This is a genomic window from Zunongwangia pacifica, assembly GCF_023499215.1.
Classification (GTDB): domain Bacteria; phylum Bacteroidota; class Bacteroidia; order Flavobacteriales; family Flavobacteriaceae; genus Zunongwangia; species Zunongwangia pacifica.
Genome location: NZ_JAKHSK010000011.1, coordinates 1 through 12,554, shown reverse-complemented (window position 1 = coordinate 12,554; position 12,554 = coordinate 1). Strand labels below are relative to the sequence as shown.

Annotated in this window: 11 protein-coding genes; 9 read left to right on the top strand and 2 right to left on the bottom strand. The window is 35.2% G+C overall.

Translation table 11 applies throughout. From position 1 onward, the window contains the following. The first annotated feature begins 475 nt into the window (after nt 1-475). The 8 genes from L1967_RS09160 (at nt 476) to L1967_RS09125 (ending at nt 8,044) form a co-directional block, all read left to right on the top strand. Nucleotides 476-1,402 carry a tail fiber protein gene (locus L1967_RS09160; RefSeq protein WP_249601361.1) on the top strand — a complete coding sequence of 309 codons (927 nt, stop codon included), beginning with the start codon at nt 476-478 and terminating at the stop codon, nt 1,400-1,402. Nucleotides 1,403-1,770: 368 nt separating this feature from the next. Then, a complete protein-coding gene (locus L1967_RS09155) occupies nt 1,771-2,853 on the top strand; it encodes an IS110 family RNA-guided transposase (protein WP_338063528.1) in 1,083 nt (360 codons plus the stop codon). A gap of 23 nt (nt 2,854-2,876) precedes the next feature. Beyond that, nucleotides 2,877-3,116 (top strand): hypothetical protein, encoded by a 240-nt coding sequence (locus L1967_RS09150; protein WP_249601360.1) that lies wholly within the window; start codon nt 2,877-2,879, stop codon nt 3,114-3,116. A gap of 45 nt (nt 3,117-3,161) precedes the next feature. Then, complete coding sequence (locus L1967_RS09145; protein ID WP_249601359.1) at nt 3,162-3,800, top strand: elongation factor Tu; 639 nt, start codon at nt 3,162-3,164, stop codon at nt 3,798-3,800. 182 nt (nt 3,801-3,982) lie between these two features. Further along, nucleotides 3,983-4,543, top strand: coding sequence for a hypothetical protein (locus L1967_RS09140; RefSeq protein ID WP_249601358.1), 561 nt, complete (start codon nt 3,983-3,985; stop codon nt 4,541-4,543). 678 nt (nt 4,544-5,221) lie between these two features. Continuing rightward, nucleotides 5,222-5,959 carry a hypothetical protein gene (locus L1967_RS09135; protein WP_249601357.1) on the top strand — a complete coding sequence of 246 codons (738 nt, stop codon included), beginning with the start codon at nt 5,222-5,224 and terminating at the stop codon, nt 5,957-5,959. Between the two features lie 276 nt (nt 5,960-6,235). Continuing rightward, nucleotides 6,236-7,129: an AraC family transcriptional regulator gene (locus tag L1967_RS22390; protein WP_249601356.1), complete on the top strand. Its 894-nt coding sequence runs from the start codon at nt 6,236-6,238 to the stop codon at nt 7,127-7,129. Between the two features lie 75 nt (nt 7,130-7,204). Next, nucleotides 7,205-8,044: an SDR family oxidoreductase gene (locus tag L1967_RS09125; protein WP_249601355.1), complete on the top strand. Its 840-nt coding sequence runs from the start codon at nt 7,205-7,207 to the stop codon at nt 8,042-8,044. Nucleotides 8,045-8,327: 283 nt separating this feature from the next. Here L1967_RS09125 and L1967_RS09120 read toward each other — a convergent pair whose 3' ends face one another. Continuing rightward, a complete protein-coding gene (locus tag L1967_RS09120; protein WP_249601354.1) occupies nt 8,328-10,340 on the bottom strand; it encodes a sensor histidine kinase in 2,013 nt (670 codons plus the stop codon). A gap of 518 nt (nt 10,341-10,858) precedes the next feature. Here L1967_RS09120 and L1967_RS09115 point away from each other — a divergent pair. Then, nucleotides 10,859-12,169, top strand: a complete 1,311-nt coding sequence (locus L1967_RS09115) for a M20 metallopeptidase family protein (protein ID WP_249601353.1) — start codon at nt 10,859-10,861, stop codon at nt 12,167-12,169. A 126-nt stretch (nt 12,170-12,295) separates the two neighbouring features. Here L1967_RS09115 and L1967_RS09110 read toward each other — a convergent pair. Then, nucleotides 12,296-12,554 (bottom strand): transposase (locus tag L1967_RS09110; RefSeq protein WP_249601352.1); only part of this gene is annotated, 259 nt, incomplete at its 5' end.

Here is a 12,554-nt window from a genome sequence, read left to right as displayed (position 1 = left end):
CACGCCGTGGTTATGGAGACCTCCCCAGGTAAGGATATCTTTTTTCCCCTGATTCCTGCCGGATCTACTACTTCGGTATTCATTTCCAAAGAAACGTTTAGGACTTCACAATGATGTGCTTGTTCATCCAACCTTATAGCCTCTTATCCGGTTCCTGTTCGTCAGTACCAGGGTTTGTAGTCCCGCTTCCTTCAGTTCTATCTTCACAGATAACAACCTTGCGGCTTACTAATGGTTCAAGGCGTCACCCCTGCCCATAAGGGACTTGCACCCTCTAGATTAATATCATATCTTAGATATGATAAAGATGCCCATGCTGGGCACACACAACGCATATAGCTTATGGCGGGTGAAAAGCTGCCAGCAAGGTTTTTGCTTCACAGCCAGCTTTGGTTTCGATGGACAGGAAAGTGCTTCTAAACCGCCACAAGCCATATGCAAACCGTTGTAATCAATTTCACCTAAATCGAATAAAATGAAAATACTCAAATCACTAATATTAATTTTGATAACCTGCTATAACTTGAATGCGCAAGATTATCAGATAAACGACGGGAAATTTATAGCAAATCATAGCGGAACTGGCTGGAAGAAAGGATTAGATGTGTTAAGAGACGGCTCATTAATTGCACGGTTTGAAATAGACCCAAGTAATACTTTAATGGTAGGGTCAATGATTAATACTGGATTGACTCTTCGAACAAATGCAACCAATAGGTTTCATATTTCGAGTAATGGGCTTGTCGGAATCGGTACAATTTCTCCTGAATCAAACATGCATTTAATCGGATCTAGTGGTTTTAAATGGGAATATTCTGAAAATAGTAATCAAGCTAAATTTTTACTCGGCTATGGATCCAGCACCGCAAACCCAGCATTAAAATTTTACAGATGGACTGGAACAAACGCAACCTTTTATCCTGCCCATATTGAAATGTCACAAACTGGTGGCGTAGGTCATTTAGACTTTAATGTCGGTTCGTACTCAGAGCTCGGTTCTGAATCATTAACAACAGCAATGTCAATATTTCAAGGAGGTAATATTGGAATAGGTACTTTTACAACTGGTTCTCACAAACTTGCAGTTGAAGGTTCTATTGGAGCAAGGGAAATAAAAGTTGAAGCTAGTGGCTGGTCTGATTTTGTTTTCGAGAACGATTATAACCTGCGAACTCTTGAGGAAGTAGAAGAACACATAGTGGAGAAAGGTCATCTCCCTGAAATTCCAAATGAAGCTGAGGTAACCGAGAATGGTATCAACTTAGGAGAGATGGATGCTAAACTTCTTCAGAAGATCGAGGAACTAACGCTGTATTTGATCGAGCAGAACAAGCAGAATCAAGCTCAACAGGCTAAAATTGAACAACTTGAAAAGGAACTTAACGCCTTGAAAAACGACTAAAAGATCATAACAGATACTAAAATGAATATGCGAACTGAGCTCTTTGATAGGATGTTTGAAATCAGAAATCTCAGTGCTTCTAGCAACTGGGGCGCATACTCATTTTAGTTGACAGTTACCTGCAATCCTCCCTATACCACACCATTAACTCCCCCAGCTAACGTTTTTCATTCCATTATTTCCTAAATTAGTTGAGCTCTTTGCAAGACCGATTTTCAAACTGTTGCCCCTTTGGGGAGCACGTGCGCAATCCTGGTTGAGATGTTTGCGGTGACTCCAGTGGCGGTCCTGATCATTCAGGAACCCCGATCAGAATATTTACTAGCCAAAAGCACATCTCCTTGGAGCTATTTAAATTTTCAAAAACTATGGAAGCATCAATTTCAATGGAAATTGTCCATCCCCACGCTGCTGGGGTCGACATTGGAAGCCGCTCTCATTGGGTGGCCGTTGGCCAATCCGAACAGGATGTTCGCGAGTTCGGAGTGTTCAACCAGGACCTCTTTGCCATGGCTGAGTGGTTGAAGGAAAGACACATCAAAACCGTCGCTATGGAAAGCACCGGTACGTACTGGCAAAACCTGTATGCTGTTTTGGTTGCCATGGGGTTCTATGTCATCCTCTGCAATGGGAAATTCACCAAGAATATCAAAGGAAAAAAGAGTGATGTGATGGACTGTCAGTGGATCCAGAAGTTGCATACCCTGGGACTGCTCAGCGGTAGTTTCCTGCCCGATGGAAAAACTGAACAGTTGCGCACCTACTGCAGGCACAGATCCAATCTTCTGCATGCAGCCGCCTCTACTTCCAAAAAAATGCAGAAATATCTAAGACTGCTCAATTTTCGTCTGGATGTGGTGGTAAAAGACATTTGTGGGCTTACCGGTTTATTGATCATACGGGAAATCTGCAATGGAGAGACCAATCCCCAAAAACTTGCTTCCCTACGCCACGGGAATTGCCGCAAAAGTGAAGCCGAAATAGCCAGTGCTTTGCAATCCAATGGAAGGAAGGATTACTTGTTCGCCCTTGGGCAGGAGCTGGAAACCTATGATCACCTGCAATTAAAAATAGGCCAGTGTGATAAAGAAATAGCAAAAATGCTGGAAGAGATCATAGGGTCTGACGATAATAAGCGGGAACACCACCTTGACCCAAAGCCCCATAAGAGGATCCATAAAAACACGCCCAAGGACATCGACCTGAACTTAAAATCTTACCAGATGTTTGAAGGAACAGATTTATTGGCCATAAAGGGAATGAGCTATGCTACAGTCCTGGCACTGATTATCGAAGTAGGAATTGAAGGGATCAGGAAATTCCCAACTGCCAAACACTTTGCAAGCTGGTTGCGGCTGGCTCCAAACAATAAGGTAAAGTACTATCGAGTAAAGTCCCCAAGGGAAGCAACCGGCTTAAAATTGCGCTTAGAAATGCTGCCAATGCCATAGGCAATTTAAAAGACCCCACACCATTGCGGGACTTTTTCCATAGAATAAACTTTAGAAAAGGACGGGTCTCGGCTATTAGTGCCACGGCAAGAAAATTAGCCGTGATTATTTGGAACATGGTTATAAAAGTCGTGCCTTATATAAATCCGGAAGGTTACTTATTCCTTGACCAGAAAAGAAAACTGGGGCTGGTAAAGCGTATTAAAAAGCAAATCGATAAATTTGGGTTGACTAATGAAGATATAGGTTTTGTAATAAATTAATAATCATATCATTATAATACGTTAGTCAGAAGCTGAAAAAAATACGTGAAACAACTTGACTTCATAGCTGAATTAGAATTTTTGACATCAGAGCAAGGTGGCAGAAAAACACCTGCACATTCGAATTACAGACCGCATATTGAATTTGACAATTATCCTGAATATTTGACTTCTGGAAATCAAACTTATATCGGAAAAGAAATTGTTGAATCTGGAGAAAAGATAAAGGCTGAAATCGCAATTTTAGGAACTGAATACTTTTCAAAACGACTTTATAAAAATTTGGAATTTAAGTTTTGCGAAGGAAGTCGAATTATAGGTTATGGGAAAATCATTGAAATTATAAATCCTGATTTAAAATTGGAACTGGATTCTGACCAAAAAACACTTAATCTGAATTTATATCCTGCTGACATCATAAAAAAACTTGAATCTGATTACGGAAAGAACTCTGGAGAAGCGAAAAGGAAAATTCAAGAGTTAATTAAATCCAATAAAGAATTTAGAAGTCACAGAATTGTCCGAGCATTAATATTTGCTGGAAACAAAGACATAAATCATCTGAAAAAAATGATTGAACTGACTCGAACTGATTGGAGAGACTTGCTTATGAATGCAGAATACGAATATCCAGAAAAAAGAGTTAGGGATTTTAATAACGAATTTGGAAATGAAAAAATATAAAAGCCAGCAGGTAAAACCGTATAAAGTTAATTGCTAGGCCATTCCCTATTTGGAAAAATCCATTCGGATTTTTCCGCTCTTGGTTTGTTTGCTAACTTAGGGCTGCCACACGCAACTAAATTTATACAATCCGTTGTAATGCATTTGACCAACCAATGAAAATTAAACGAATAATATTAATAATGGGATTTTTAAGTAGTCTTTTCGGATTTAGTCAAAACGGAAATTTAATTGAACTGACTTCAAACCAAGACGCTGAAGAAGGTTGGATGGACTTAATTTTGACCATAACCCAAAAAGAAAAATTAGACAACGGATTTTGGAGCTTGACCTGCAAAGCTAAGTATAACGACCAAATTGTCGGACTAAAAATAAATATAGAAAATGGAATTTCTGGAGGCGCAATTGATAACCCTGGAGTTTCTTACAACGGAGTTGAATTTAAGTCAATTGGAAAAGAAAGCGACAAACTAATTGAAATAATGTCCAAACTTTATAGACAACCAATTAAGACAAAGTTCTCTAACAAAAAACTGATTTTTATAGCATTATCCTTAAACAGAGAAAAAGCTATTCTAGAAAATAGTAGTTTTCGATTTAAATTGTTCTTTGATGAAAACGATGAACGTAATTTATATTCTGAATTCTATCTAAATCCTGATTTGCCAAATGGATTCATAGAAATAAAAGAAAAGGACGAAGAATATAGAACTAATATTATAAAAATACTATCTGAAAATTAAAACGCATTACAACACCGGTAACCGTTGCACAAGCCAATAATTTCAAAAAATCCTGATTTAAATAAGCCGCTTTAAGCGGTTTTATTGTTTAAAGTTGGTAGACTATACTCCAAAAATTGGAGTGCTTAAAAGGCTACTTTTAAGTGCTCCTTCAAGGTTTTGATAATGAATAGACCGGGCAAGCTGTGCTGCCCCTGTTTTCACCTTTTTACCGGTATATTTTAGGTACTCCTGCCTGCCGGCTCATCCAAACAAAGAAAAGGACTTAAAAAAAATTGCTTCTCAATATGACAAAAGAATTCATTTAATTCCATCTGAATCTGAACCAATTGACAAATCATCAATAATAATCAGCGGATTTAACCATAAACTTGACTATCCAGCAGCTTATCTAATAGATAAAGACAAAAAAATTCTTGACTTAACCAGAGGGGCTGCGTTTCCAACAAAATATATGGACTGGCACAAAGTCAATGAAATAAATGAAAAGAAATTGACAGAATTTATAAAACCAATAACGGAATAAAAAACAGGTGCTATATTTCATCGCTTCTGACTTTCCGATAGGAAAGTCCTCGCAAATTTGCTATCTTCGGTTCTCGGCGGAAAATCCGCAAGGATTTTCACGCAACTAAATCATAGCCAATTACGTTAGCACAAATATTAAAAATGACTAAGTTGAAAAGAACCATTACTACTTTATTATTTTATTTTGCATTTGTAACTATATATAGTCAGACAAATTCAATATCTCTCAATCCAATTACTATTAAATCCATTGTAGTAGATACTATTAAGACAAAATTAAATTCTAATTTAACTCGTGTGTTATGGTTAAATGATACAATAACAGTCAATATTCAAAATAAAAATATAAAAATTGATACCACTTATTTAGAAAAGTTGAGAAAATCATTAAAGGACAGTACTTTATACAGAACTCAACAAGATATTGATGACTTAATACAGATCACAAAAACGGGAGGTCAGAACTGTTATACATATGCTCTAGAAAAATATTTTCTTAATAATGAGACTTTTGATCAATATTTATTTGGGAAACGTTCAAGTATAGACAGAGAATCAGCCGAGAAAATATTAAATAATTATTTCAAAAAAATAGGGGAAATATCCACTAAACCGTCTAAAAACTTAAAACAAGCTATTCCTAATGATGTGCTATTAGCATTCGTTAATCAAAGTGATTGGGTAATTCATTTTGTTTATTTCCAAAATGATATATTTTATTCTAAAAATGGAATATTTAAACCAATTGAATTTCAATCACTAAAAAAGTTCCTAAAGAAACATTATGGGGACACAAAAAAAATTGTTTTTTATAAAATTGATGAAGTTAAAATAAAAGATACTTGTGCTAAAAATGGTAACCGTTGCACAAGCTACGTATCTCAATAAACTTTTATCTATAGAAGATCCGTCCCGACAGCCATCAGTATTAACAGTTTTCTATATAAAATAGGAGAGTAGCACTATAAAAAAATACGTTCCAAAAGCATTTTAAAGGAAACCTTAATGGAAATAGAGAATTTTGGTTATTTATAGAGAGAAACGGGAAGTTTTGGAGTGTTTAAGGAAAATAGATATGACAAAATCCTTGTTGGCATATAGGCTTTTAGCAATAAGTGAAACAAAAAACTTAGATTTGGAATAATGTTGAAAGTAATTATTTAAGTGGAATCTTTAGAAGAATTTTATAAACATAAGTTTCAAACACCGCCAAAAGTAAGGGATCAAGAAATTGGTTTGTTTGACGTGTTTAATATTGAAGATAATATAAAACGCAACTATGAGATACCACCATACGTAAGGAGGGACTTTTATAAAATGATGTTATTTGAAGGCGAGAATATTTTTCACTTTGGTGATGAGAGTGTACCGGTTTCAGGAGAAACATTGCTTTTTTTTAATCCGGAGACTCCCTACTCTTATGAAGTATTAAAACCAGCTACCAAAGGCTATTTTTGCGTTTTTAAAGAAGAATTTTTAAAAGAAAGCCTAAGGATTAACCTGTCTGATCTTCCTTTATTTCAACCGCAAGCAAAACCTATCTATCAACTTTCAGGTAATTTGTTAGCAGAAATACGCGCTCTATTTGTAAAAATGGAAAAAGAGATCACAGGTGATTATGCCTATAAATATGATTTTATTAAAAGTTATGTATCGCAGTTGATATTCTTGAGCATTAAACTTTCTCCACTTCAGGTAAAACCCAGGTTTGTAGATGCCAATACCCGTATTACAGCCGTTTTTAAGGAATTACTGGATAGGCAATTTCCGATTGAACATAGGACACAGAAATTTAATTATCGAAATCCTTCAGATTATGCAGATCAATTGGCTATTCACGTGAACCATTTAAACCGGGCTTTGAAAAAAACTACCGGAAAGACCACTACAGCGCATATTGCTGAGCGCTTGTTAGCCGAAGCAAAAGCATTACTAAAACATACAGATTGGAATATAGCGGAAATTAGTCAGGCACTTGGTTATGAAGATCAATCACATTTTAATGCTTTTTTTAAAAAGCAAACCCAATACTCCCCATCAGCGTTTAGAAAAGTTTGATCAATGCAAACTATGGTTTGATTACCATAAATTATCTACGGAAAGCTCCAGTAATTTTGTCTAAAAATTAAATTTATGGAGTATTCAAAAGTATGGTTGATTACTGGCGCTTCTAAAGGACTCGGATTAGCTTTAGCCAAACAACTATTAAAAAAAGGACATCAAGTCGCTGCAACAAGTAGAACTATAAAAGGATTAACCGATGAATTCGGGGAAAATTATTCCGCTTCATTTTTGCCACTCGAAGTAGATTTGACCAGTGAGCCTTCTATAAAAAATGCAATAGCGTTGACCATAGCTCGATTTAATCGCATTGATGTAGTTGTGAACAATGCCGGATTTGGCACGGGAGGAGCTCTAGAAGAACTCACTCAGCAAGAAATCAAGCAAAGTTTTGAAGTTAATTTTTTTGCTGTTATTAAAGTGATACAGCAGGCACTTCCTTATATGCGAAGGCAAAGGTCAGGACATATCATTAATATTTCATCGATAGCGGGATTCGCACCGGGTACGGGATGGTCTGTTTATGGGGCTGCTAAATCTGCTATTAATGGAGTATCTGAAGGACTGGCAAATGAGCTCAAACCATTAGGAATTAATGTTTCTATAGTTTCTCCCGGTTGGTTTAGGACCAGTTTTGCCAAAGAAGAATCTATTTATTTGAGTAAGACGGAAATTACAGATTATGAGCATATCCGAACAGCACATAGCAAGTTTAAATCGACAGATGGAAATCAAATTGGAGATCCTGATCAAGTGGCGGAGGTTCTTTTAAAATTGGTAGTTGAACCCAATCCACCGATGAATTTATTTATGGGCAGTGATGCTTACGATAGAGCGTGGTCTAAAATTGAATCCTTAACGAATACGATGAAGGACTGGAAACAGGTATCGGTTTCAACAGATTTTAAATAAATGGAATATTGGTGGACATTGCTCGATGAATAATGAAAAAAATAAAACCTGTTGTTCGTTTGTCCAGGATGAACTGCTACAGGTTTAATTTTCGGGAATGGCAGAGAAGTGGAAACGGCAGCAAGAAGAATTGTAAAGAATGTACAATCAAACAAAACGAAAATTCTTTAGGGAAGAAACAAATCCTGAAACAGGAGGAATTACTTGGTTCATAATACTTTAAAAGAATGTATTTTTTGCTAAATTAAATTCTTAAAAAAGCTAATTTTAAGAGAACTATTATCTATTTTTTATTAGGGATTTTAATTTTAAAAGTAGTACCTACGTTTACTTTACTAGTTACCTCAATAGTTCCGTTCATCGTTTCTATCTGGTTTTTGGTAATAAACAGTCCTATGCCACGGGCATCTTTATGGGTATGAAAGGTTTGATACATTTTAAATAGTTTCTTGCCATAAGTTTTCATATCTATTCCCAGACCGTTATCTTCAAAGACTACAGTCGTAAAATTTCCTTCCGACTGCGCAGAAATTTTGAGATAGCTATCCCGGTCTACAGCGCTGTATTTAATACCATTCGTGATGAAATTAAGGAAAATGCTTTCTAAATAAGAGCGTACCCCTACCATATAGGTTTCCGGTTCAACATTGGTAAAGATTTCTACCTTGTTTTGTTTGGCAAGCGGAAATACACTTTCCACATTCTTTTGAATCAAGGGGTAGATGTCAATCTGTTTAAAATCTCTGGCATCAGATAGATTTACTTCCACAATTTCATTTAAATCCTTAATAGTACCCTCCAGGTTTGATGATGCCTGAATTAAATACTTAAATGTTTCCTGGTCATTTAAGATAGTATTCTCTTCTTGTATAAAATAGATAAGGGTGTTAATAGCACCAGAATGGGAACGTAAATTATGGGAAACAATATGAGCGAAATTTTTTAAACGCTCATTTTGATCGTTTTTTATATGCAATAAACTCTGGATCTTTTCTAGGTGCTGTGCCTTTTCAAATTCATCTTTTTTGTGCTCAGAAATATCTTCAACAAAACTCCATATTTTCTTATTTCCTTCCAGATCTTCTACCAATATACCTCTTAAAAGTACCGGATATTTTTCTCCGTTCTTTCTTATATATTCTTTTTCGTAAGGACCGTAGGAACTTGTTGCATTCATGGATTCTATTTGCTGTGCTTCCTGTAGTTCATATTCTTTTGGGGTAATATCCCAGTAATTCAGTTTTAAAAATTCTTCTCGGGTATAACCGGTAGGTTCTAATAGTTTTTCATTTATTTCTAAGAAAGCCCCCGTTTCAAAATCGTTTAGGGCAATACCAATGGGAGAGAGCTCATATAATGATTGCAAGAGTTTTTGTCTATAAAGAATTTCAGACTCTTTATTTTTCTGTTTGGTAATATCTATAAGTATCCCGTAGATATGGGTAGGATCATCTTTAGCGAAGCCAAAATTAAACTGGGCTTTGGCGCTTATCCAGATGTATTTCCCATTGTTATGCAAAAGCCGAAACTGATAATTAAAACGATCCTGAGCATTATAATGTTTTTTAATTTTTTGCTTTAAACCAGGAAGATCTTCTGGGTGAACAAGCTGCTCCCATTCTTTTAAAGATAAGTCTTTTTCGCTGGGATAGCCTGTAATTATGCACCAGCCCTCATTAAATTCGAGAGAATAGTTGTTTATATCATATTCAAAAGTACCCGTGTTTGTACTATTGGTGATGTATTGGAATCTTTTATTTAATTTAGAAAGTTCTTTATTTGTTTTGGTAAGAATTTCGGACTGTTTTTTAAGTTCCAGTAAATTCATTACCTGCCTTGCAAGTAAAGCTAATTTGTTTTTCTGCTCTTCATTTAAATCTTTCGGTTTACCATCTATGGCACAAATAGTACCTAAAGCATACCCATTTTTATTCACTAAAGGATAACCGGAATAAAATATTACCGGATTTTCACCCGTGACAAATGGATTATCTTTAAATCGTTCGTCTTTTCTCGCATCTGGGATCACAGTAGCACTATCTGTATTATTAATAGTATGGGCACAAAACGTAAATTCCCTGGGAAATTCCCGAACCTCTAATTCTATACCAAAAGCTGACTGAATATACTGCTTGTCTTTACCGATAAGTGTTATGAGAGCGCTATTGGTGTTACAAATTTCAGCAGCCATTGCGCTTAAAAAATTCAAATCCTCTTCCTCTATAGAGTATTTGCTATATTGAGTAGCCTCTTCAGATCGTTCAGCATCGTTGTAAGGAACAGGCGGAATTTTCATAATTTTTAGTGTAAAATACTGTTTTTTCTCAAAATAGGGAATATAAAATCTTTCAATTTTTTCTTGATCCGTAATGGATCAAGAAAAAGATAGGCAAAAGATTAAGAGATAGAACTTGGATTTACCCAAATTTGGAAAAAAACCTAATGAAATTGAAGAAAAGATGGGAAGAAGTGTTTCGTCTATCATAACTAGAATTAGAAAATTAAATTTGAAAAATAAATACAGTAGCTAATAACTAAGTCTTCGTATGACCGGTAACGCCTAACATAAAGATCCTGTTGATTGCCACGATGGAGATTAGTCTCTTTTTGTTTAAAGCATTTTAATAGTAGCCGTTAGGCTAGGGTAGACGTGAGGACAATACATGTTGAGTTTTTATGGGCATCAATCCACAAAAATTGCTGAAATTTATATTCATGTAGCTGCAAATGCTTTTATTGTAATGAAAAATAGGGTAGATTAGTACCTAAAATGGGTATGATACAACTGGTTGTAGTATACATAATTAGGGAACAATGTCTGAAAACAGACAAACAAAAAAAATGAGATTGAAAAATAGTATATTATTAATTATCCTTTTGTTGAACATTATATTTGGATGTAAAACTTTCGAAGAAAAAGATATCCATCAAAAAATTGAAAATGATACGGAGCAATTATTTAACAAAATAGTTGAAATAAGGAGGGACTTCCACGAAAATCCGGAATTGGCAGGAAATGAAAAAAGAACCGCTGAAATTATAGCGAAACACCTATCGAATTTAGGATTAGAAGTTAAAACTGGTATCGCAGGTTATGGTGTTATTGGAATTCTGAAAGGTGAAAAAGAAGGAAAAAATATAGCTTGGAGAGCTGATATGGATGCTCTGCCAAATGATTTTCCTGACGAAGTCCCGTTTAAGTCTAAGTTTAAAGGAATACAACACGGTTGCGGACACGATGTTCATATGGCAATTGGGCTTGGTATAGCTGAAGTATTATCGAAAAATAAGGAATCGATTAAAGGTACAATTTATTTCATTTTTCAACCGGAAGAAGAACCTTTTCTTGGAGCAAAAAATATGGCTAGTAGCAGTTTGTTTTCGGAATTAAATATTGACGAAATGTATGCATTGCACGTAACTGCATTGCCTGTTGGTCAGATAATGGTCAAACCAAATGAAATGTATGCATATCAAAAGCTAATACAAATAAAATTTGATGATGATTTTTCAAAAGAGGATGCAGAGATTTTATACAATCAAATAAAGGATAAAACATTAAGAAAAAAAGAAGGGGGCAATCCTTGGGAAATTCCATTGGCTTTTGACTCAGTAATAGGGTTAGGCAATCCAAATACCATTTTTAAAGATTATTTTTTTATGGAGGAAAATTTCGTCATTGAAGAAAATGAAAATCAATTTAGCATAAAAACATTTGCCTATGAAACTAACAAATCGAATTTGCCTAATATTTTACCGAGAATTGAACGCATCATCAATAATTCAGAATATAAAGATAAATTTATAGCAACTTCATATATAATGGAAAACCCAACGGTATTGAATGATGAAGGGTTAACAGACAAAGCAATAAAATCACTCAACAGCATTTATGGAAATGAAACGATTGTTTTGGATTATGGTCAGATTCCATATTTCAACGATGACTTCTGTTATTTTCAGCAAAAAGTACCGGGTGTATATTTCTTATTGGGCGGTTCAAATCTTGAAAAAGGAATTGTTGCTATGAATCACGCACCAAATTTCAGAGTTGACGAAGAATGTATGAAAATTGGAATTAAATCTTTTTCATCATTGATTTTAGAAAGAACCAAAAATGATTAAGCCGAAATAGCCAAGATAAAATCTGACAGCTAAGTTTTTTAGGTTATAAAACTACTTTTGAAATGAAACAAGGACACTATTCCGTAAAGTGTGTAAGTTTTAAATAAAGGGGTTTGATTTTATAACTTAAAGTTGAACCCTTTCTTCATATATGGTCAAGAACTGATTGAGGATAATCCCCCATTTTCTAACAGGCATTGTCCATTTTTTAGTGGCTTCCCTTGTAGCCAAATATACAGATTTCATTACAGCATCATCGGTAGTGAAGGATAATTTATTCTTGGTGTACTTCCTGATTTTACCGTTCAGGTTTTCAATGAGGTTGGTGGTATAGATAATACGCCTGATTTCTACAGGGAACTCATAGAAGGCGGTGAGGTCTTCC

Excerpts from the sequence above, each read along its gene's own strand:
- L1967_RS09160 (WP_249601361.1), top strand. The coding sequence starts at position 476 with ATGAAAATACTCAAATCACTAATATTAATTTTGATAACCTGCTATAAC.
- L1967_RS09155 (WP_338063528.1), top strand. The coding sequence starts at position 1,771 with ATGGAAGCATCAATTTCAATGGAAATTGTCCATCCCCACGCTGCTGGG.
- L1967_RS09140 (WP_249601358.1), top strand. The coding sequence starts at position 3,983 with ATGGGATTTTTAAGTAGTCTTTTCGGATTTAGTCAAAACGGAAATTTA.
- L1967_RS09125 (WP_249601355.1), top strand. The coding sequence starts at position 7,205 with ATGGAGTATTCAAAAGTATGGTTGATTACTGGCGCTTCTAAAGGACTC.
- L1967_RS09120 (WP_249601354.1), bottom strand. The coding sequence starts at position 10,340 with ATGAAAATTCCGCCTGTTCCTTACAACGATGCTGAACGATCTGAAGAG.
- L1967_RS09115 (WP_249601353.1), top strand. The coding sequence starts at position 10,859 with ATGTCTGAAAACAGACAAACAAAAAAAATGAGATTGAAAAATAGTATA.